Origin of the sequence: Streptomyces sp. NPDC050422, from assembly GCF_044458665.1 — a bacterium.
Taxonomy (GTDB): Bacteria; Actinomycetota; Actinomycetes; order Streptomycetales; family Streptomycetaceae; genus Streptomyces.
The window spans coordinates 63,996-84,838 of sequence record NZ_JBITIE010000024.1 but is presented as its reverse complement, the minus strand read 5'-3'; the positions used below and the strand labels follow the sequence as shown (position 1 = coordinate 84,838).

The following is a 20,843-nucleotide window of genomic DNA, read 5'->3' as shown; positions in this document are numbered from 1 at the left end:
ATAACCCTGCCCAAACCCCACCCCACCCCGTCCTGACCTGCGTCACTCGCGCGAGTGAACCTGGGCAACTGGGCTAGATCGGAGGCGGGTTGGCTGGCATATGCTCGCCGCGACAACCACAGAACGAGACGGCCCCCGGTGAGACTGAGAATCTCAACCGAGGGCCTGACCACGAGGAAGAAGAAGCTTCCTGATGGATACCCCGCAGGTTATCGCGCCCCCGTGCGCCCAGCCCGGCTCCCCCGGCTCCTCCGGCGCCCTTCCCGACGTCACGCCGACATCCGGCGTCATCCACGTCAACACCCGCCACGTCTCCGGCTTCGTGATCATCGGCAACCACCTCGCCCAGAACCGCGAGCTCTCCCTCATCGCGATCGGGCTCGCCGTCCACATCCAGTCCATGCCCGCCGGGGCCAAGGTCGGCATCAAGGTCCTCACCGACCGCTTCCCCGAAAGCGAAGCCCGCATCACCGCCGCACTCCACGAACTCGAAGCCGAGGGCTACCTCCACCACAGCCGCGTACGGCTCCCCAACGGCCGCTTCGTCACCCGCACCCTCTCGTACAACCAGCCGGGCGCCACCGCACTACCGGTCGCCGCACCTCAGCAGAAGCCACGGCGGCAGGCCGGGCAGCTCAACCCGTCTCCAGCCCCGGAGTTGAGAGCGATGTGGGCGCCCACCGCACCCGAATCAGGCCCGAAACCCGCCCACATCACTCCCAACTCGCCCACACCCGAACCGGAAACGGCTGAGGCCCCGAACGACGCACCGGCACCCGCCACCGTTTGCGTACCCGCGCCGACCGCCCCCAGGAAGCAACCCCCACCGCTCCCTCAACCCCACGCACCCACCCCGGAACTACTCCGGGCCGCCACAGCCGTCCTCACCGACCTCCGCCGCCACGCACCCCAACTCACCCTCCCCGAGGACGACATCCCCGCCCTCGTCCCCGGCGTCGCCGCCTGGCTCGAACGCGACGCCCACCCCGACACCATCCGCCACGCCCTCACCAGCGAACTCCCCACCCCCGTCAAACACCCGGCCAAGTTCGTCCGCCACCGCATCACCACCCTCCTACCACCCCCACTCCCCGGCACCGCAGACCTCGCAGCCCCACCCCGGCCCAGGGCCATCGTCATCCCCCTCCAGAACTGCGACACCTGCGACCGCGCCTTCCGCGCCACCCACCCCGGCCACTGCCGCGACTGCCACACCGATCGCATGGGGGCCGCTTAGCATGAACGTGACGACCCCCCTTGCCTCCGGGCACAGACGAGGAGCGCACGCCATGGGCATCGCCTCAGACGGTGTACAGCGGGATTCGGCCCGCTACAGGGCCATGCGCGAGATCGTCGAGCAGATGCAGGACAGCGTTCCCGGAAAGCTTGAGATCACCAAGGAAGGGATCGTGCACGACATGATGGCCCCGGGGCGTCCCCACGAGCTGACCACGGCCCGGGTGAGTCGTCGCCTGGAGAAGCTCATGCCGGACGACGTCCTGGCGCACACGGGAACCCCTGACGTCGAGGAGGAACCGGCAGGCATCATGCGCCACCCGGACGTCATGGTGATCGCCGAGGCCGACATGGAGGGGCAGGGGTCCTTCGATCCCCGCACGCTCATCGCCGCCGTCGAGGTCGTCTCGCAGTCGAACCCGGACAACGACTGGGTGGGCAAGATGCGTGACTATCCACTGCTCGGCATCCCCGTCTACGCCATCTTCGACCCGCGCTCGGGTACGGGCGCCGTCCTGTCCGACATCCACCCGACGCCGGAGGGTCCTCGTTACGCCACCCGCAAGGACTTCGTGTACGGCGAGGACGTCACCATCGCCGAGTGGACCATCCCGACGACCGGCCTGCCCCGTTACGCCTGAGGCCGCCCGACACCCGTCAAGCGGACTGACCGGCTCGGGATCCGAGCTCCCGGATGAACGGGGCGCGCACCACCCCTGTGCCGGAAACGCCCATGCCGAGAACACCCACCGCCACCAGGGCGGCAGGCAGCGACGGCCGTATCAGGAGCAGCATCGCGATCGGACTGACCGTCCCGGCGGACATCGCTGCGGTGAGTGAGACCGCCCAACGCACGACGCGCGGGACAGTGCGGGTGAACACGATGAAGGCTCCTGCTACCGCGGCGATCACCAGCGCTGCCACCAGCAGAGCACCCCAGGAGGCAACGGGGATCCCGGGCCCGAACGTGTCCTCACGTGTCGCGCCGCTGCTGACGGCCCATATCCACAACGCGGCGGCCAGGGCTGATTCACCGACCACCCAGTAGGCGAGGTAGTACGCCTTCGTGTGGCGGACTGCGGTGTTTTTCCCCATGGTTGGCCGGTCCTCGGTTCGGTTCGTGGCGGGCCGCGAGGACCCGTGCCAGGGCGCTCACACGGTACGGCGTGCGGCGCGCACGAGCAGGTCGCCCGCTGGGCTGAGGGTGCCGGCAGGTCAAGAGCTCAACGGCACCGCCCCGCCCCCAAGGACGATCCGGGTGCGGGGCGGCTGGAGCTGCGCGGGGGCGTGGGTGCCGTTACGGCAGGTTGCGGGCCATCACGATCCGCTGGACCTGGTTCGTACCCTCGTAGATCTGGGTGATCTTCGCGTCCCGCATCATCCGCTCCACCGGGTAGTCCCGCGTGTAGCCGTAGCCGCCGAGGAGCTGGACCGCGTCCGTGGTGACCTCCATCGCGACGTCGGAGGCGAAGCACTTGGCCGCGGCGCCGAAGAACGTGAGGTCGGCGTCGAGGCGTTCGGACTTGGCGGCGGCCGAGTAGGTGAGCTGGCGGGCCGCCTCCAGCTTCATGGCCATGTCGGCGAGCATGAACTGGACGCCCTGGAAGTCGCCGATCGGCTTGCCGAACTGCTTGCGCTCCTGGACGTAGCCCTTGGCGTAGTCGAGGGCGCCCTGCGCGACGCCGAGGGCCTGGGCCGCGATCGTGATGCGGGTGTGGTCCAGGGTCTTCATCGCGGTGGCGAAGCCGGTGCCCTCCTCGCCGATCATGCGGTCGGCGGGGATGCGGACGTTGTCGAAGTAGACCTCGCGGGTCGGGGAGCCCTTGATGCCGAGCTTCTTCTCCGGGGCGCCGAAGGAGACGCCCTCGTCCGACTTCTCGACGACGAAGGCCGAGATGCCCTTGGAGCGCTTGGTCGGGTCGGTGACGGCCATGACCGTGTAGTACTCGGAGACGCCCGCGTTGGTGATCCAGCGCTTCACGCCGTTGAGGACCCAGAAGTCGCCGTCGCGGACGGCCTTGGTCTTCATGCCCGCCGCGTCGGAGCCGGCGTCCGGCTCGGAGAGGGCGTACGAGAACATCGCGTCGCCCTTGGCGAGCGGGCCCAGGTACTTCTTCTTCAGGTCCTCGGAGCCGGACAGGATCACCGGGAGCGAGCCGAGCTTGTTCACGGCGGGGATGAGGGAGGAGGAGACGCAGGCGCGGGCCACCTCCTCGATCACGATGACCGTGGCGAGCGCGTCGGCGCCGGCGCCGCCGTACTCCTCCGGTACGTGGACCGCGTGCAGGTCGGCGGCGGTGAGGGCGTCCAGCGCCTCCTGCGGGAAGCGGGCCTCCTCGTCGACCGCGGCCGCGTGAGGGGCGATCTTCGCCTCGGCGAGCGCACGCACCGTCTCACGGAGCATGTCGTGCTCCTCGGCCGGACGGTACAGGTCGAAATCGGTCGAACCCGCCAAGACGCTCACTCCCCAAGATGCTAACTACCGTTAAGTAACCCAATTTTAGGCGCCCGCCCCGGGAAAGGCATACGCGTGCGGGCCGTGAGCTTCACGACAGCCGGAATGGGACGTTTCAAGGGCAGGACTATGCTCGTTCACCGCACGTCTGTCCGCATCTCACTGGAGCACTACATGGCCCTCAGGATCACTGTGATCGGCACCGGCTACCTCGGCGCCACCCACGCCGCGGCCATGGCGGAACTGGGCTTCGAGGTCCTGGGGCTCGACGTCGTGCCCGAGAAGATCGAGCTGCTGTCCGCCGGCCGGGTCCCGATGTACGAGCCGGGGCTGGAAGAGATCCTGAAGAAGCACGTCGCCGGTATCGCGGGCTCCACCGGGCGGCTGCGGTTCACCACCTCGTGGGAAGAGGTGGCGGAGTTCGGGGATGTGCACTTCGTCTGCGTGAACACCCCGCAGAAGCACGGCGAGTACGCCTGCGACATGAGTTACGTGGACAGCGCCTTCGACTCGCTCGCCCCGCATCTGACCCGGCCCGCCCTGGTCGTCGGCAAGTCCACCGTGCCGGTCGGCTCCGCTTCCCGGCTCGCGGCCCGGCTCGTCGAGCTCGCGCCGGTGGGCGAGGGAGCCGAGCTGGCCTGGAACCCGGAGTTCCTGCGCGAGGGCTTCGCCGTCAACGACACCCTGCACCCGGACCGGATCGTCGTCGGCGTGGAGAGCGAGCGGGCCGAGAAGCTGCTGCGCGAGGTGTACGCCGTGCCGGTCGCGGAGGGGTCGCCGTTCGTCGTGACGGACTTCCCGACCGCCGAGCTGGTGAAGACCTCCGCCAACTCCTTCCTCGCCACCAAGATCTCGTTCATCAACGCCATGGCGGAGGTCTGCGAGGCCGCCGACGGTGACGTGGTGAAGCTGGCCGAGGCGATCGGCCACGACGAGCGCATCGGGAAGAAGTTCCTGCGCGCCGGCATCGGCTTCGGCGGCGGGTGTCTCCCCAAGGACATCCGCGCCTTCATGGCGCGCGCCGGTGAGCTGGGCGCCGACCAGGCGCTGACCTTCCTCCGCGAGGTCGACTCCATCAACATGCGCCGTCGCGGCCACATGGTGGAGCTGGCCCGGGAGGCCGTCGGCGGCGACTCGTTCCTCGGCAAGCGGGTCGCCGTGCTGGGCGCCACGTTCAAGCCTGACTCGGACGACGTACGCGATTCGCCTGCTCTGAACGTCGCCGGGCAGATCCACCTCCAGGGCGGCCAGGTCACGGTCTTCGACCCGAAGGGCATGGACAACGCCCGGCGGCTCTTCCCCACCCTCGGTTACGCCGACACCGCCCTGGACGCCGTGCGCGGCGCGGACGTGGTGCTGCACCTCACCGAGTGGCGCGAGTTCCGTGAGCTGGACCCGGAGGCGCTGGGCGGGGTCGCCGGACGGCGCATCATCCTGGACGGGCGCAACGCCCTTGACCCGGCGGTGTGGCGCGAGGCCGGGTGGACGTACCGGGCGATGGGGCGGCCGAAGGCCTGAGGCCCGCCGCTCAGCCGCGCTTCGCGCGGTACGTACGCATCTTCGCGCGGGCGCCGCACACCGACATCGAGCACCACCGGCGGCGCCCCGCCGGGCTGCGGTCGTAGTACGCCCAGCGGCAGTCCGCCGCCTCGCACACCTTGAGCCGGGCCCAGGTGCCGTCGGCCGACGCGCCGGCGACGGCCACGGCGACCCGGGCGGTCAGGCCTGGCGGCTCCTCCGTGGGGCGCAGGGAGGCCGCGCCCTCCTCGTCCACGGTGACGCGCAGCGGCACGTCGGCGAGCAGCCGGTCGAGCTCGGCCACCGGGCCGGGACCGGGCGGGCGGTGGCCCGCATGGGCGAGGCAGACGGCGCGCAGGGCCTCGCGGAGGGCGCGGGCGGCCGGGACGTCCGGTTCGGCGATCGCGAGCGCGGCGCACCCGTCGGCCGTGGCGAGGGTGTCCGCACCGGTCTCGACGTCCAGGGTGTTGACCAGGGCTTCGACCAGCGCGAGTCCGCCGGGTGCGGAGTCCCTCTCATTCATGGTTGCGACGTTACCTCCGTTGCGGGAGCATGCAGTAACGGTGACCGGTTGCACTGTTTCTCCGGTAACCACCTGTCCGCATCTGCCCGAGGAGAAGACGTCATGGCTGTTGCCACGCTGGGTGCTGTCGTCCTGGACTGCCCGGATCCCGTCGCCCTTGCCGGTTTCTACGCCGAGCTGCTCGGCGGAAAGATCGAGCAGCAGGAGGACTGGGTGGACCTCACCGGAGTGACCGGCGCGCCGCTCGCATTCCAGGCCGCGCCCGGTTTCGTACCTCCTCAGTGGCCGCGTCCGGACCGCTCGCAGCAGGTTCATCTGGACCTGCGGGTGCCGGATCTGGACGCGGCGGAGAAGGAGGTGCTGGCGCTGGGCGCGACGGTGCTCGAAGCGGAGGACCGGCAGCGGTCCTTCCGCGTGTACGCCGATCCGGCGGGGCACCCGTTCTGTCTCTGCGCCTGCTGAACGCGGGGCGCCCGGGGCTCAGAGGGCCGGGGCGTCCAGCTGCTCGATCGTGGCGTGGGACGGGGCGCGGCGGGTGCGCAGGTCCCGGGCCACGTCCTCGGCGGCGCGCAGCACCCGTACCGCGTTCTGCCAGGTGAGCTTGGCGAGGTCGGCGGTGGACCAGCCGCGGTCCAGGAGCTCGGCGATCAGGTTCGGGTAGCCGGAGACGTCTTCGAGGCCCTGCGGGAGGAACGCGGTGCCGTCGTAGTCGCCGCCGATGCCGACGTGATCGATCCCGGCGACCTCGCGCATGTGGTCGAGGTGGTCGGCGATCGTGGCCACGGTCGCCAGCGGGCGGGGGTTCGCCGCCTCGAACGCGGCGTGGACCTTCATAGCCCGCTCGGTGGTGTCCAGGTGGTGCAGCCCCTGGGCGCGCAGGTTCTCGTCGGCGGCCTTCGTCCAGGCGACGGCCGCCGGGAGCACGAACTTCGGCACGAAGGTCGCCATGGCGATGCCTCCGTTGGCCGGGAGCTGGGCGAGGACGTCGTCGGGGATGTTGCGCGGGTGGTCGCAGATCGCCCGCGACGAGGAGTGCGAGAACATCACCGGCGCGGTCGTGGTGGCGAGCGCGTCGTGCATCGTCGTCGTCGCGACGTGCGAGAGGTCCACCAGCATGCCGGTGCGGTTCATCTCCCGTACGACCTCGTGGCCGAACGGGGAGAGGCCGTCGACGCCCGGGGCGTCCGTCGCCGAGTCCGCCCAGGCGTTGTTGTCGTTGTGGGTGAGCGTCATGTAGCGGACGCCGAGGGTGTGCAGGGCGCGCAGGGTGCCCAGCGAGTTGTGGATGGAGTGGCCGCCCTCGGCCCCCATCAGGGAGGCGATCCGGCCCTCGGAGCGGGCCGCCTCCATGTCGTCGGCCGTGAGTGCGCGGCGCAGGTCCGCGGGGTGGCGCTCCAGCAGTTCGGCGACCGCGTCGATCTGTTCCAGGGTGGCGCCGACGGCGGTGCCGCCCGGCATGTCGGACCGTACGTAGACGGACCAGAACTGGGCTCCGACGCCCCCGGCGCGCAGCCGGGGGATGTCGGTGTGCAGGTGGGCCGACTGGTCGGTGGCGATGTCGCGGGCGTCCAGGTCGTAGTTGACCTGTTCCCGCAGTGCCCACGGCAGGTCGTTGTGGCCGTCGACGACGGGGTACTCGGCGAGGAGTTCCCGGGCCTGGTCCAGTCGGTCCGTCACAGTTCCTACTTTCCGAAGCCGAAGGTGTCGGGGTTCCCGACCTTGCTGCGCAGGCGCTTGCCCTTCTCGGTGGCCTGGTCGTTCAGGTCCGAGAGGAACTCCGTCATGCGGGTCCGCAGCTCGGCGTCGTGGGCGGCGAGGATGCGGACGGCCAGCAGGCCCGCGTTGCGCGCGCCCGCGATGGAGACGGTGGCGACCGGGATGCCGGCGGGCATCTGCACGATGGACATGAGGCTGTCCATGCCGTCCAGGTACTTCAGCGGCACCGGTACGCCGATGACGGGCAGCGGGGTGACCGAGGCGAGCATGCCGGGCAGGTGGGCGGCGCCGCCCGCACCGGCGATGACCGCCTGAAGGCCGCGGCCCGCGGCCTCCTCGCCGTACGCGATCATCTCGCGCGGCATGCGGTGGGCGGAGACGACGTCGACCTCGTAGGGGATCTCGAACTCGTCGAGGGCCTTGGCCGCCGCTTCCATGACGGGCCAGTCGGAGTCCGAGCCCATGACGATGCCGACGACGGGAGCGGAACCTTGTGCGGTCATTCGGTGATCGTTCCTCGCAGGTAGTCGGCCGCGTGCCGGGCGCGCTCCCGCACGTCCGCCAGGTCGTCGCCGTAGGTGTTGACGTGGCCGACCTTGCGGCCGGGCTTCACGTCCTTGCCGTACATGTGGATCTTGAGCTGCGGGTCGCGGGCCATGCAGTGCAGGTACGCCTGGTACATGTCCGGGAAGTCACCGCCCAGCACGTTGGACATGACCGTCCAGGTGGCGCGGGGGCGCGGGTCGCCGAGTGGCAGGTCGAGGACGGCCCGGACGTGGTTGGCGAACTGCGAGGTGATCGCACCGTCCTGCGTCCAGTGCCCGGAGTTGTGCGGGCGCATCGCCAGTTCGTTGACGAGGATGTGCCCGTCGCGCGTCTCGAAGAGCTCGACGGCGAGGTGGCCGACGACACCGAGCTCGGCGGCGATACGGAGGGCGAGCTGCTGGGCCTCGCCGGCGAGCTTCTCGCTCAGCTCGGGGGCCGGGGCGATGACCGTGTCGCAGACGCCGTCGACCTGGATCGACTCGACGACCGGGTAGGCGACGGCCTGGCCGTGCGGCGAGCGGACGATGTTGGCCGCCAGTTCCCGTACGAAGTCGACCTTCTCCTCGGCGAGGACGGGGACGCCGGCCCGGAAGGGCTCGGCCGCGTCCGCCTCGGAGCGGACCACCCAGACGCCCTTGCCGTCGTAGCCGCCGCGCACGGTCTTGAGGACGACCGGGAAGCCACCGACCTCTTCGGCGAAGGCCGCGGCGTCGGCCGGGTCCTTCACGATGCGGTGGCGGGGGCAGGGCGCGCCGATCTCGGTGAGCTTCGCGCGCATCACCCCCTTGTCCTGGGCGTGCACCAGCGCGTCGGGGCCGGGGCGCACGGGGATGCCGTCCGCCTCCAGGGCCCGCAGGTGCTCGGTGGGCACGTGCTCGTGATCGAAGGTGATCACGTCACAGCCGCGCGCGAAGGCGCGCAGCGTGTCCAGGTCGCGATAGTCGCCCACGACGACTTCGCTCACCACCTGGGCCGCCGAGTCCTGAGCGGTGTCACTGAGGAGCTTGAACTTGATGCCGAGGGGGATGCCCGCCTCGTGGGTCATACGGGCGAGCTGACCGCCACCGACCATGCCGACTACCGGGAACGTCACTCTCCCAGGGTATCCGCACCGTCCGGGGCCGCCGGACGACGCCCTCCGCGGCGCCCTGCGGGCGGACCGGGTAGAGGGATCCGGTCGTCACGGCCCCGCCACACCTGTCCCGGTACTCACAGGCAGCCGACGGGCCGCCTGGTTAGCATGGCTGGGTTGACGGAACCTGAAGCCGAACCGACAGACGGGCTGAGCGATCACCATGAGCGAACGGGGCGCACCAGATCCTGTCCGGAGTTCCAGCGCGGGAGAAGGAGCGGCGTTCGGTGCCGTCGGGGACTCCGGTGCCGTCGGGGACTCCGGACCCGGCCTGCGGGCCCGGCTGGATCTGCTGGCCCGGGAGGTCGCCAAGTTCGGCGTGGTCGGCGCGGTCGGCCTGGTCGTCAACATCGCCGTATCCAACCTGCTGTGGCGCTACACGGACATCCCTACGGTCCGCGCGGGCCTGATGGCGACGTTCGTCGCGATCCTCTTCAACTACGTCGGCTTCCGCTACTGGACGTACCGGGACCGCGACAAGAGCGGCCGGACCCGGGAGCTGACGCTGTTCCTGCTGTTCAGCGCGGTGGGTGCGGTCATCGAGACCGGTGTGCTGTACGCGGCGACGTACGGGTTCGGCTGGAACACCCCGGTCCAGAGCAATGTCTTCAAGATCCTCGGAATCGGCATCGCGACGATGTTCCGCTTCTGGTCCTACCGGACGTGGGTCTTCCGGGCGCTGCCTGCCAAAGACGTGGTCGTGAGCGCGGAGGACGTCGCGCAGGCCGTTTCCGTACCGGCTCCGGCCGCCGCCGTACGGGTCGAGGTGGACTCGGCCCGGGGCTGACCGCTCACCTCACCGGGCGTTCCGGTTCGTCCCTGTTCAGGGCCACCTGGCTGAGGAAGAGCGCGAAGACCGGGGGCTGCTGCTGGAGCAGTTCGAGGCGGCCGCCGTCCGCTTCCGCGAGGTCACGGGCCACCGCCAGGCCGATGCCCGTGGAGTTGCGGCCGCTGATGGTCCGCTCGAAGATCCGCGCCCCGAGGTCGGCGGGGACTCCCGGTCCCTCGTCCGTCACCTCGATCACCGCCTGATTGCCTGTGACGCGGGTGCGCAGCGCGACCGTACCGCCGCCGTGCATGAGTGAGTTCTCGATCAGTGCGGCGAGCACCTGCGCCACGGCGCCCGGTGTGCCGACGGCCCGCAGCCCCTGCTTTCCGGAGCGGACGACGGCGCGGCCCTCGCTCCGGTAGGCCGGGCGCCACTCCTCGATCTGCTGCTTGACGATCTCGTCGAGGTCGAAGACGACGGCGGAGCCGGTCCGCGGGTCCCGGGCGTTGGTCAGCAGCCGCTGGACCACGTCCGTGAGCCGCTCGACCTGGGTGAGGGCGATGTTCGCCTCCTCCTTCACCGTGTCGGGGTCGTCCGTGACGGAGATCTCCTCGATCCGCATGGAGAGTGCGGTGAGCGGGGTACGGAGCTGGTGGGAGGCGTCGGCGGCGAGCCGGCGCTCCGCGGTGAGCATCCGGGCGATGCGTTCGGCGGAGGAGTCCAGGACGTCGGCGACGCGGTCCAGCTCCGGCACGCCGTACCGCTTGTGGCGCGGGCGCGGGTCGCCCGAGCCCAGGCGTTCCGCGGTCTCGGCGAGGTCGGTGAGCGGCGAGGCCAGCTTGTTGGCCTGGCGCACGGCGAGGAGCACGGCGGAGACGATGGCCAGCAGCGCCACCGCGCCGATGATCATCAGGGTGCGGCCGACCTCGCGGGTGACGGAGGAGCGGGACTCCTCGACGGTGACATTCTCGCCGTGTTCGCCCTCCTCCGTGGCGGTGATCACGCTGCCGCTGGGGCGTTCGCCCACTTCGATGGGGGCGCGGCCAGGCATCTTCACCAGGGCGTAGCGCTTGTCGTCGATCTGCTCGGCCAGCACGCCGGGGTTGATCCGCTCGGCGCCCAGGAGCCGGCTCTCGATCACGCTGATGAGCCGCAGCGCCTCGGAGTCGACGCTCTCCTGGGCGCTGCTGCTGATGGTGCGGGTCTCGACGATGACGAGGGAGACGCCGAAGACGGCGATCACCACGAGCACCACGGCGAGGGTGGAGTTGATCAGTCTTCGACGCATGAGTGTTTCTGTACGTCAGCTCTTCTCGAAGCGGAAGCCGACGCCCCGGACGGTGGCGATGTAGCGGGGATTGGCGGCGTCGTCGCCGAGCTTCTTGCGGAGCCAGGAGATGTGCATGTCGAGGGTCTTGGTGGAAGACCACCAGGTGGTGTCCCAGACCTCGCGCATCAGCTGGTCGCGCGTGACGACCCGGCCGGCGTCCCGGACCAGGACCCGCAGCAGGTCGAACTCCTTGGCGGTGAGCTGGAGTTCCTCGTCGCCCATCCAGGCCCGGTGCGACTCGACGTCGATCCTGACGCCGTGAGTGGCGGGCTGCGGGGCGGGCTCGGTGGCGCCGCGGCGCAGCAGGGCCCGGACGCGGGCCAGGAGCTCGGCGAGCCGGAAGGGCTTGGTGACGTAGTCGTCGGCGCCGGCGTCGAGGCCGACGACCGTGTCCACCTCGTCGGCGCGGGCGGTGAGCACCAGGACCGGCACGGTGTGGCCCTCGGCACGGAGCCGGCGGGCGACTTCGAGGCCGTCCATCCCGGGCAGCCCCAGGTCGAGGACGACCAGGTCGATGCCGCCCTGGAGGCCGGCGTCGAGAGCGGTCGGGCCGTCTTCGCGGACCTCGACCTCGTAACCCTCCCGACGCAGGGCGCGGGCCAGGGGCTCCGAGATGGATGCGTCGTCCTCGGCGAGCAGTACACGGGTCATGCAGTGATGGTAGTCCGCGCGGACGACAAGGAGTGAGGTGATCCGGAAGCCCTGCGGGTCAGCGGCCCGTTCATGTCCAGACCTTCGAATGTGGGAGTGTGGTTACACCTGGGCCTGTGATCCATGTCTCAAGTCCTTCCATATGCTACTCAGTCGTGTCGTATGGTGTTTGAACGCCTGTTGCACTACTCAAGGACCTTTGGGCAGCTATGAGCGCCTGGGGTCCTTCTGCATGTGCGGGGCTGGTACCCGCCAGTCCGGAAATCTTCAGTGAATGACCTGTGGGCCGGGCCCGGTACGCCGATGAAGGCGTTCCGGGCGTGGATCCCGACGTGGTGGGCGTACCCGCGTCGGTGCCGGCCTCCCCCCACCGGGCGCGTACCGCTCACGAGCCACGCGTCCCGAGCAAGCAAGGATCGATCATGGCGTCCAGCCTGACGAAGGACCCGGCGAGCACCGCGGGTGGTGAGAAGACCTTCTTCGGCCACCCCCGCGGCCTGGCCACGCTCTTCATGACCGAGATGTGGGAGCGCTACAGCTTCTACGGCATGAAGGCACTGCTCCCGCTGTACCTGATCGCGCCCGGCGGCATGCACATGAGCGCCACCACGGCGACGGCGATCTACTCCGTCTACATGGCGATGGTCTACCTGCTCGCCATGCCCGGCGGCTGGATGGCCGACCGCTTCTGGGGGCCGCGCAAGACGGTCGCCATCGGCGGCGGTGTCGTCATCCTCGGCCACATCACGCTTGCCGTACCCAACTCGGCGACCTTCTTCGCGGGTCTCGTGCTCGTCGCGCTCGGCTCCGGGCTGCTGAAGGCGAACATCTCCACGATGGTCGGCCACCTCTACAAGGGCCCGGACGATCCGCGCCGTGACGGTGGCTTCACGCTCTTCTACATCGGCATCAACATCGGCGCCTTCCTCGCCCCGCTGACCATCGGCACCGTCGGCGAGAGCGTCAACTGGCACTTCGGCTTCGCGCTCGCCGCGATCGGCATGGCCCTGGGTCTCGCCCAGTTCATGCTCGGCACCCGCCACCTGAGCCCGGAGAGCGACGTCGTCTCCACCCCGGCGACGGAGCAGGAGAAGCGCTCGGTCCTGCGCAAGGGCCTGGTCTGGCTGATCGTCGCGGCGGTCTTCTACAGCCTGCTCGCCATCACCGGCAACTTCGCCGACTGGGCGCTGCTGCCGATCACCATCGCCGGGCTGATCATTCCGGTCGCCGTCCTGGTCCGCATGAAGCGCGACAAGGAACTGACGAACACCGAGCAGTCCAAGCTGTCGGGTTACATCTGGTTCTTCGTGGTCGCCGCCGTCTTCTGGATGATCTACGACCAGAACGGCTCGACCCTGTCGATCTTCGGTGAGAACTCGACGACGAACAGCGTGTTCGGCATCGACTTCCCGACGTCCTGGTACCAGTCGCTGAACCCGATCTTCATCATGGCGATCGCCCCCGTGGTCGCCTCGGGCTGGCTGTGGCTGAACAAGCGCGGCAAGGAGCCGAGCACCGCCGTCAAGTTCGCCTCCAGCCTCGTGCTGATCGGCATCTCCTTCGTCGTCTTCATGATCCCGCTGATCGACACCGCGGCCAACGGCGGCAGGGTCAGCCCGATGTGGCTGGTGGCGATCTACTTCATCCAGACCGTCGCCGAGCTCTGCCTCTCCCCGGTCGGCCTGTCGGTCACCACGAAGATGGCCCCGGCGAAGTACAGCTCCCAGATGATGGGTGTCTGGTTCCTCGCGGTCACCGCGGGCGACTCCGTGACCGGTCTCCTGACGTCCCCGCAGCTCGGGGTCGATCTGAACACCTCGGGGGCCGTCGCCTTCGAGGCGGTCCTCGCGGTCATCGCCGGTGTCGGCATCTGGATGTACCGCAAGAAGGTCACGCAGCACATGAGCGACGCGAGCTGACCTCGCTGCTCCACGACGCAGGGGGCCGCCGCACCGTTTCCACGGTGCGGCGGCCCCTTCCGTATGCGTACGGGGTACGGAGTCCCGGTTCAGCTCACCTGCCGGCGCGCAGCCGGCGCCACGGGGTGAACGTGAACACGGCGCCGCCCAGCAGGATCGCCGTGCCGGCGACCAGGCCGAGTGCGCGCAGGGAGCCGTTGTCCTCGGCACCGGTGGCCGCGAGCCCGCCGCCGGAGGCCGTGCCGCCGCCCGCCGCCGCGGCTCCGCCGGAGCCCGTGGTGTCACCTCCGGAGGCACCGCCTTCCTGGGCGGTGGTGTCGAGTTCGAGGGACGCCTGCGGGGTGCCCTTGACCGTGCACGGGATGTTGATCTTCTGACCGCCGAGCATGACGTCGATCGTCAGGGCGCCGGGGGTGAGGGTGGACTTGCCGGAGGCACCCGGCTTGTACGTGCCGGTCATGTCGGGCAGGTTGACCGGCTTGCCCGTCTCCAGGGGATCGGGGTTGCCCGGCCCGGTCGCGGTGACGGATCCCTTGTCGGCTCCGCCGATGACGATCTTCATGGACGGCTTGAGCGCTCCGGCGGGCAGCGGGGCGGGGCTGTTCATCACGTTCTTGGCGGTCTTGACGGTGAGTGCGTAACTCCCGCCGTTCTTCTTGGCGTTGATCGTCACCTTGGTGGCGATGCCCTCCTGCGGACCCGGCGACTTGCAGGCGTAGTTCACGACGACTTCCTTACCCGGGAAGTCGGTCGCACCGCCGCTGCCGCCGGAGGTACCGCCCGCGGTCGTCGTTCCGCCGCTGTCGGTGCCGCCGGAGGTCGTACCGCCGGTGGTCGTCGTGCCGCCGCTCGTGGTGCCGCCCGCCGTCGTGCCCCCGGCGGTCGTCGTGCCACCGGCGGTCGTCGTGCCACCCGCCGTCGTGCCTCCGGCCGTCGTACCGCCGGTGGTGGATCCGCCGCCGTCCGTGACCTTGATCGTCGCGCCCGGCTGGACCGTCTCCTTCGGGGTGCACTTGGTGTCCGTGGAGATCGGCTTGGAGACGTTGAGGGCGTACGCGTCCGGCGTCAGCGTCAGATCACCCGCCTTCTCCAGCTTCAGGGTGCCCTTCATGTCCGACACGACCATCGGGCTCTTCTTGGGGATCGGCGGATTCTGCCGCGGCCCCTCCATCTTCAGATCTCCGGTCGCGGCGCCACCGAGCTTGATGGTTCCGGTCGGCTTGATGGTGTCCTTTTCGAGATCGAGGACGTCGGGGTTGTCCGAGGCGCCCTGGACCGTCTTCCACACGACCTCGACGGTGTCCCCGACCTTCGCCGTGGCGGGCGCGGTCAGCTGCACCTTGGTGGTGCCCTCGACGGGCGGCAGTCCGGAGATGGCCGGGGGTATGCACTCCGTCTTGTACGAGATGTCGGCGGCCTGGGCCGGGCTCGCGGCCAGCAGCATGCCCGCCCCGCCGATCATCATCGCGACTCCCGCCGCGACCGTCCTGCGTTGCGTACTCACGAATGTCCCTTCGTCGTCGGTCTGTGCTCTGACGGTGCGGAATCAGGGGTGAACCACGGCAGCGCGGCCGTGGTCGTGCTCGTGGGCGGCGCGGGGCCCGCGGCCGGAGCCGGGGCACGCCGCAGCTTGGGGAACCTCACGGTCGCGCCGGTGCGCGGGGACGCACGACGGCCCGCCGCGTGCCCGGGGCGCGGCCGCACCTTGTCGACGACCGCCATGCCGATACGGAACACGGCCGCGGGCACGACGAGGCAGAGCAGGATCCAGAAGAGCGTCACGCCCCACGGGCGGCCGACCCCCCACGGTTGCTCGGCCAGCACCTTCGTGCCGTACTTCAGCGAGATCTGGTAGTCGCCGTGGGCTCCGGCCGTCAGCTCGACAGGCAGCTCGATACGGGCCTTGCGGCCGGGCTCGACGGTCCCGCGCCACTGCCGCTCCTCCCACTGCGCGGCATAGACGCCGTGCGCGGTGCCGACCCGGAAGACCGGGTCCTTGACCGGCGCGGAGCCCAGGTTGCCGACGGTGAACACGAGCCGGCGCGACGGCGGGGCACCGAACCAGGTCAGAAGCCCGCTGTCGCCCTCGAGGCGGGTGGCCGCGAGGACGGCGAGCTTCCCGTTGCCGGTCTCCTTCGGGAGCGCGGCGACGGGGTGGCCCGCGACCACGAACGCCGCGTCCGCCAGGGCCTGTTCGCCGGTGACCGTGGCGACATGGACCACGCAGGGGCAGGGTACGGGCGGCTCGGCGATCGGCAGCTTCTTACTGAAGGCACCCTTCTTGTCCGTGGTGACGGCGCGGCCGTCCGCGTTGGCGCAGGAGTTGGTGCCGCCGATCACGCCCCGGGCGGGGGTGGACTGCCCGCAGATCAGCATCATGAGCAGGGTGTCGGACCGCCAGGCCTTGCCCTTGACAGTGATCTCACCCCCCTTGCCCGCCTGCTTCTCCGAGAGGGTGACCACGGGTTTCGGGTCCGCCGCGCTGCGCCCTTCGGCCCCGGCCCCGGTCGCGGTCAGCAGCAGGGCGGGCAGTATCGCGGCCAGCAGTACGGCGAGCAGCGCGGCTGCCCGCCCGCGGCCGTCGCTCCGGAATGCCGCCGGTCCGGTCCGTCCAGTCACGATTCCGCTCCCGCCTTCACCAAGTACCTCTCGTCGGAGTTCTGTCGATGGTCCGGGGCCGGTGCGATCCCGGCGTCGTCGTCCGCGCCCCGCCGCGCCGCCCTCCGGCGCCGGAAGGCGTACACACCGGCGGCGACGGCGGCCAGGAGGAGGAGCGCGCCGCCGGTCACCGGCACCCAGGGCACGAAGGCCGCCGAGGCGGTCGCCTCGCCGTGCGCCCCGCCCGCCGCCGTGACGCGCAGCCGTACGGTGACGGAGTCGAGCGCGGGGGCGTCCCGCCACGGTTCGGTGAGCCGCACCCGCCGGCCGGGCAGCAGTTCGACGGGCAGGGTGCGGGCGCCGCGCCGAAGCAAGGTCCCGAACACTCCGTCCGCGCTGACGGACAGGCGCGGTACGAGGACCGCGTTGCCCCGGTTGACCAGCGTGTAGTGGATGGTCCCGCCGGTCAGCTTCACGTCCTCCACCGTGAGCGCGGCCAGTGTCGGCCCGCCGACCCGCAGCTGGACCCGTACGCCCACCGCGCGGCCGCCGCTCTCCGCGACGATCGCGCCCGGGTGGTCGCCGGGCCGCGCGTCCTCGGGCACGGTGAAGGTGACCGGCACGTCGGCCCTGGTCCGGCCGGGCACCGTCACCTCGGAGCTCGCCGTCCGCAGCCATGCCCCGGTCCCGGTGGAACCGGTCGCGCCGCGCACCGCGAACCCGCCGTCGTCCGTGTTGTACGCGTCGGCACCGCGCAGCCGTACGGTGACCGGCTCCGGCCCGGGGTTGGTGACCGAGAGCCGGTCCTGAAGGACACTGCCGGGCAGGCCCTCCAGGTAGAAGTACGGTCTGCCCTCACCCCTCCCGGGGCCGCTCACCGAGGGTTGCGCCGTCCACACGGGTCCGACCGGCTGCTCGGTGGCACCGGCCACCGGCACCGTGGCGAGGGTGCACCACAGGGCGGCGAGCAGCGGCAGGGCACGGGCCAGCCGCCGCGCGGCGGACAACGGTCCGACGGCGTGCGCGGGGGCGGGGCGGGTGGCGTGACCGGTCAACGGCGGCATGGGCGGCTCCCTGGTGCGTGACGGCGGCGGCGGTTCGCGCGGGGGTCAGCCCGTGGCCCGCTGCCCGCGCCTGGTCAGCCACAGCACCCCGGCCGCGCCGGCCAGCAGCACCGTGCCGCCGAGGGTGCCGAGCGCCACCGCCGAGTCCATCGGTCCGGTCTTGGGCAGCGACGTGTCGGTGTCGGGCGTGGTCGCGCCGCCGCTGGTACCGCCGCCGCCCGCCGCCGTTACGTCGAGGGAGAGCGAGGGGCCCGGGTTGTTCGACGGGGTGCAGGTCGTCGTCGTACCGAGCGCCTTGATGGTGAGCACACCGGCGGTGAAGTCGACCTTGCCGCTCTTCTTCGGGGTGTACGTCCCCGTCAGGTCGCTGATCTTGATGGGGCTGTTGGCGGGGATGGCCGCGGAGTTGGCCGGGCCGGAGACCTGGACCTGTCCCGGGTCGGCGCCGCCCACCTTGATCACGGCGCTGGGGTTCATCGCCCCCTTGCCCAGTTCGACCGGGCTGGAGGACACGCCCTTCGACCAGGACATGGTCAGCTTGTAGCCGCTGCCGCTCTTGACGCTCTTGATGTCGATCGGCGAGATGGCCGCCTTGTCACCGATCGGGGTCTTGCACTTGTAGTTGACGTCGACGGCGGTCGCGTGGGCGGCGGGCGCGGCCAGCATCACCACCGCGCTCGCCAGCCCGGACGCCAGCGCGAGAGCTGTTCGCTTCTGGTACGACACCTCGAGTTCCCCTCATGCCGGGAGTCGCCGCGCGCCGCTTCACTGCGGCACAAATAACTGACGACACATCAGATTGGGCGCTCAAGGTACGCCCGGGGCCTTGTGGAGGGAAGACAAAGAGCGCGCCGATCCGGCGCGCTCTTCGAGGGGCGTACGAGCCCGGGGGGACGAGCAGGGAAAACCCGCTCAGGGGCTATGCGGGGGCGGCCAGCTCCGCCCAGACGGTCTTGCCGGGTTCGCCCGGCACCCGTACGACTCCCCAGTCCAGGCAGAGCCGCTGCACGATGAACATGCCGTGGCCGCCGGGCCGTCCCGCCCGGTGCGGGGTGCGGGGCGCGGGCTGTCCGGCGCCGCCGTCGGCGACCTCCACCCGCAGGGCCTTCGACGTGCAGGCGATGCGGAGCTCGTCGGGGCCGTCCGCGTGCAGGCAGGCGTTGGTGACCAGCTCGGAGACAACGAGCAGGACGTCCTCTGCGGCGGCACGGCGGTCGGCGGTCGAGGCGGGGAGCCAGCCCCAGTCATGGAGCGCCTGGCGGGCGAAATCCCGGGCCGTCGGCACGATGCCGCTGACCTGCCGCAACGACAGCGTGCGCCACTGCCGCTCCGCAGGCTCGACGTGCGCGGCGGAGGGAACGTCGGAACGCACGTCCGCACGCCCACCCGCGTCGGCGCGTGCACCCACGCCTGCGTCCTCCGGCTCGCGGCCGAGGTCGCCCGGCGGATGCTGCCGGGTGGTGCTCATCAGCGCTTCACCTCACCGATTCACCATGTCGCCATCGAACAGATACAGAAACGCATATTGATACGGACACTGATACAGGTACCGCACGGACACGAAGCGTGCAGGTCTCCCACCGCTCGCCGAGGTGTCTTCTGCCCGGCCGTATCGTGACAACACCCACTTCACTTACGCGGAACGCGTGAGGCGGGCGACAGAAGGATCGCCCGGGGCGTCGAAACGCGCCACGATCAGGTGTCCAGGGCCTCTTCGAGGGAGGCGTGGACGGTGAATACCGCCTCCGCCCCGGTGATCTCGAACACCCGTGCCACCACCGGCAGCATTCCGGCCAAATGGACCCCTCCCCCGGCCGCCTCCGCCTTGAGGCGGGCACCGAGCAGCACGTTCAGCCCGGTGGAATCACAGAACTCGAGTTGTGAGCAGTCGACCACCAGGCGCACGCGCCCCTGCTCGACCGCGTGCTCCAAGGGCTCACGCAGCAGGTCCGCCGTGTGGTGATCGAGCTCACCCACCGGCGTGACAACCTCACTGCGGCCCTCGGTCCGGGCCTCGACCTGAAGCCGACCCCGGTTCGCGCTGCCGACCGTCCCGCGGTCCATGCCCGTCCCTCTTCGTCTCGTCACTGTCTGCATCAACACGCATGCAGATGAGTTGCAGCTGTCGCTGACGTTCTTAAAACAGTACGCGTTTCGTGCGCCACGCGGTAGCCGAAGACCTCAACAAACCGGACATATGGCGTCAATTGGAGGTTGTAACGACCCGCAAGGACCGGGTAAGGGTAGGGGGACACCCAAAACACGGCCGGCTTGGAGGCGCCGCTTCACCGCAGGAACACGTATGGGCATCGGCAGCCATATGCCGAGAACGATGGAGGAGACCATGTCACCCCGGCTCGACGAACCGCGTACCCACAACGCGACGTCAGCATGTCCTCAGGGACTGACCGAATCAGACTCCCCTGCTGCGGCCGTCCTGGACGGCACGCGCAACCGCACCACCAGCAGTGGCAGTGACACCCGCAGTACCGAAGACAGCCTCGGCACCGAAGAGGTGACCGGTCTCGAAGGACTTCCCGAGATCCCGCCCTACTCCGAAGTGGGGCCGCTGGACGCCAGGGCCCTGTCGAAGACGCTCTTCGCCCGGCTGGAATCCCTCGAAGAGGGCACGCACGAGTACTCCTACGTACGCAACACGCTCGTCGAACTGAATCTGGCCCTGGTCAAGTTCGCCGCCTCCCGGTTCCGCTCACGCAGCGAACCGATGGAGGACATCATCCAGGTCGGCACCATAGGCCTGATCAAGGCGATCGACCGGTTCGAACTCAGCCGGGGCGTCGAGTTCCCGACCTTCGCGATGCCGACCATCATCGGCGAGATCAAGCGCTTCTTCCGCGACACCAGCTGGTCCGTGCGCGTACCGCGCCGCCTGCAGGAGCTGCGGCTCGACCTGGCCAAGGCGGGCGACGAGCTCGCCCAGCAGCTGGACCGGTCGCCCACCGTGGGCGAGCTCGCCGCCCGCCTCGGCATCACCCATGACGAGGTCCTCGAGGGCATGGCCGCGAGCAACGCGTACACCGCGAGCTCGCTGGACGCCAAGCCCGAGGAGGACGAGAACGAGGGCGCGCTGGCCGACCGGCTCGGCTACGAGGACCACGGGCTCGAAGGCATCGAGTACGTCGAGTCCCTGAAGCCGCTGATCGCCTCCCTGCCGGGCCGCGACCGGACGATCCTCTCGCTCCGGTTCGTCGCCAACATGACGCAGTCGGAGATCGGCGAGGAGCTCGGCATCTCGCAGATGCACGTGTCGCGACTGCTCTCCCGCACCCTGGTCAAGCTCCGCAAGGGACTGACCCTGGAGGAATGAGCGAGCACCCCGCAACGCGCTTGCGGGGACTGCCGGATCAAGGACCTGCCCCGCCGAG

Annotated in this window: 21 protein-coding genes; 7 read left to right on the top strand and 14 right to left on the bottom strand. The window is 70.2% G+C overall.

From position 1 onward, the window contains the following. Positions 1 to 193: 193 nt before the first annotated feature. Together ACIBJG_RS32415 and ACIBJG_RS32410 are read left to right on the top strand one after the other, a co-directional pair. On the top strand, positions 194 to 1,237 hold the full coding sequence (locus ACIBJG_RS32415; protein ID WP_399312989.1) for a helix-turn-helix domain-containing protein: 1,044 nt from the start codon (positions 194 to 196) through the stop codon (positions 1,235 to 1,237). Between the two features lie 52 nt (positions 1,238 to 1,289). Further along, on the top strand, positions 1,290 to 1,877 hold the full coding sequence (locus ACIBJG_RS32410; RefSeq protein WP_399312987.1) for a Uma2 family endonuclease: 588 nt from the start codon (positions 1,290 to 1,292) through the stop codon (positions 1,875 to 1,877). A 16-nt stretch (positions 1,878 to 1,893) separates the two neighbouring features. Here the strand turns inward: ACIBJG_RS32410 and ACIBJG_RS32405 are convergent, their stop codons facing one another. Together ACIBJG_RS32405 and ACIBJG_RS32400 are read right to left on the bottom strand one after the other, a co-directional pair. Then, on the bottom strand, positions 1,894 to 2,331 hold the full coding sequence (locus tag ACIBJG_RS32405) for a hypothetical protein (protein ID WP_399312986.1): 438 nt from the start codon (positions 2,329 to 2,331) through the stop codon (positions 1,894 to 1,896). A gap of 202 nt (positions 2,332 to 2,533) precedes the next feature. Next, a complete protein-coding gene (locus ACIBJG_RS32400) occupies positions 2,534 to 3,691 on the bottom strand; it encodes an acyl-CoA dehydrogenase (RefSeq protein WP_399313039.1) in 1,158 nt (385 codons plus the stop codon). Positions 3,692 to 3,865: 174 nt separating this feature from the next. Between ACIBJG_RS32400 and ACIBJG_RS32395 the strand changes: the two genes are divergently transcribed. Further along, positions 3,866 to 5,209: a UDP-glucose dehydrogenase family protein gene (locus tag ACIBJG_RS32395; RefSeq protein ID WP_399312984.1), complete on the top strand. Its 1,344-nt coding sequence runs from the start codon at positions 3,866 to 3,868 to the stop codon at positions 5,207 to 5,209. A 10-nt stretch (positions 5,210 to 5,219) separates the two neighbouring features. Here the strand turns inward: ACIBJG_RS32395 and ACIBJG_RS32390 are convergent, their stop codons facing one another. Next, positions 5,220 to 5,732, bottom strand: coding sequence for a CGNR zinc finger domain-containing protein (locus ACIBJG_RS32390; protein ID WP_399312982.1), 513 nt, complete (start codon positions 5,730 to 5,732; stop codon positions 5,220 to 5,222). A gap of 102 nt (positions 5,733 to 5,834) precedes the next feature. Here ACIBJG_RS32390 and ACIBJG_RS32385 point away from each other — a divergent pair, with 102 nt between their 5' ends. Further along, positions 5,835 to 6,194 (top strand): VOC family protein, encoded by a 360-nt coding sequence (locus ACIBJG_RS32385; RefSeq protein WP_399312980.1) that lies wholly within the window; start codon positions 5,835 to 5,837, stop codon positions 6,192 to 6,194. 18 nt (positions 6,195 to 6,212) lie between these two features. On the opposite strand, the gene ACIBJG_RS32380 is transcribed toward ACIBJG_RS32385, so the two are convergent. The 3 genes from ACIBJG_RS32380 to ACIBJG_RS32370 are packed head-to-tail and all read right to left on the bottom strand — an operon-like array spanning position 6,213 to position 9,087. Next, positions 6,213 to 7,409 (bottom strand): dipeptidase, encoded by a 1,197-nt coding sequence (locus tag ACIBJG_RS32380; RefSeq protein WP_399312978.1) that lies wholly within the window; start codon positions 7,407 to 7,409, stop codon positions 6,213 to 6,215. Positions 7,410 to 7,414: 5 nt separating this feature from the next. Further along, positions 7,415 to 7,951: a 5-(carboxyamino)imidazole ribonucleotide mutase gene (gene purE / locus ACIBJG_RS32375; protein WP_399312976.1), complete on the bottom strand. Its 537-nt coding sequence runs from the start codon at positions 7,949 to 7,951 to the stop codon at positions 7,415 to 7,417. After that, positions 7,948 to 9,087, bottom strand: a complete 1,140-nt coding sequence (locus ACIBJG_RS32370) for a 5-(carboxyamino)imidazole ribonucleotide synthase (protein ID WP_399312975.1) — start codon at positions 9,085 to 9,087, stop codon at positions 7,948 to 7,950. Before ACIBJG_RS32370 ends, purE begins: the two co-directional genes overlap by 4 nt. A 202-nt stretch (positions 9,088 to 9,289) precedes the next feature. Here ACIBJG_RS32370 and ACIBJG_RS32365 point away from each other — a divergent pair, with 202 nt between their 5' ends. Continuing rightward, on the top strand, positions 9,290 to 9,913 hold the full coding sequence (locus ACIBJG_RS32365; protein ID WP_399312973.1) for a GtrA family protein: 624 nt from the start codon (positions 9,290 to 9,292) through the stop codon (positions 9,911 to 9,913). Positions 9,914 to 9,917: 4 nt separating this feature from the next. Here ACIBJG_RS32365 and ACIBJG_RS32360 read toward each other — a convergent pair whose 3' ends face one another. Both ACIBJG_RS32360 and ACIBJG_RS32355 read right to left on the bottom strand, forming a co-directional pair. Then, complete coding sequence (locus tag ACIBJG_RS32360) at positions 9,918 to 11,183, bottom strand: ATP-binding protein (protein WP_399312971.1); 1,266 nt, start codon at positions 11,181 to 11,183, stop codon at positions 9,918 to 9,920. Between the two features lie 15 nt (positions 11,184 to 11,198). Continuing rightward, positions 11,199 to 11,876: a response regulator transcription factor gene (locus ACIBJG_RS32355; protein WP_018524728.1), complete on the bottom strand. Its 678-nt coding sequence runs from the start codon at positions 11,874 to 11,876 to the stop codon at positions 11,199 to 11,201. A gap of 422 nt (positions 11,877 to 12,298) precedes the next feature. Here ACIBJG_RS32355 and ACIBJG_RS32350 point away from each other — a divergent pair, with 422 nt between their 5' ends. After that, positions 12,299 to 13,795 carry a peptide MFS transporter gene (locus ACIBJG_RS32350; RefSeq protein WP_399312969.1) on the top strand — a complete coding sequence of 499 codons (1,497 nt, stop codon included), beginning with the start codon at positions 12,299 to 12,301 and terminating at the stop codon, positions 13,793 to 13,795. Positions 13,796 to 13,889: 94 nt separating this feature from the next. Here the strand turns inward: ACIBJG_RS32350 and ACIBJG_RS32345 are convergent, their stop codons facing one another. From ACIBJG_RS32345 to ACIBJG_RS32320, 6 genes are all read right to left on the bottom strand, one after another. Then, positions 13,890 to 15,257: a hypothetical protein gene (locus ACIBJG_RS32345; RefSeq protein WP_399313038.1), complete on the bottom strand. Its 1,368-nt coding sequence runs from the start codon at positions 15,255 to 15,257 to the stop codon at positions 13,890 to 13,892. 38 nt (positions 15,258 to 15,295) lie between these two features. Next, positions 15,296 to 16,414, bottom strand: a complete 1,119-nt coding sequence (locus ACIBJG_RS32340; RefSeq protein ID WP_399312967.1) for a hypothetical protein — start codon at positions 16,412 to 16,414, stop codon at positions 15,296 to 15,298. Continuing rightward, positions 16,411 to 17,457 (bottom strand): hypothetical protein, encoded by a 1,047-nt coding sequence (locus ACIBJG_RS32335; protein ID WP_399312964.1) that lies wholly within the window; start codon positions 17,455 to 17,457, stop codon positions 16,411 to 16,413. Before ACIBJG_RS32335 ends, ACIBJG_RS32340 begins: the two co-directional genes overlap by 4 nt. A gap of 45 nt (positions 17,458 to 17,502) precedes the next feature. Further along, positions 17,503 to 18,183, bottom strand: a complete 681-nt coding sequence (locus ACIBJG_RS32330; protein ID WP_399312962.1) for an LPXTG cell wall anchor domain-containing protein — start codon at positions 18,181 to 18,183, stop codon at positions 17,503 to 17,505. 193 nt (positions 18,184 to 18,376) lie between these two features. After that, positions 18,377 to 18,925 (bottom strand): ATP-binding protein, encoded by a 549-nt coding sequence (locus ACIBJG_RS32325; RefSeq protein WP_399312960.1) that lies wholly within the window; start codon positions 18,923 to 18,925, stop codon positions 18,377 to 18,379. Positions 18,926 to 19,152: 227 nt separating this feature from the next. Beyond that, positions 19,153 to 19,521: an STAS domain-containing protein gene (locus tag ACIBJG_RS32320; protein ID WP_399312958.1), complete on the bottom strand. Its 369-nt coding sequence runs from the start codon at positions 19,519 to 19,521 to the stop codon at positions 19,153 to 19,155. A 280-nt stretch (positions 19,522 to 19,801) separates the two neighbouring features. Here ACIBJG_RS32320 and ACIBJG_RS32315 point away from each other — a divergent pair, with 280 nt between their 5' ends. Further along, on the top strand, positions 19,802 to 20,785 hold the full coding sequence (locus ACIBJG_RS32315; RefSeq protein ID WP_399313036.1) for an RNA polymerase sigma factor SigF: 984 nt from the start codon (positions 19,802 to 19,804) through the stop codon (positions 20,783 to 20,785). The last annotated feature ends 58 nt before the right edge of the window (positions 20,786 to 20,843 follow it).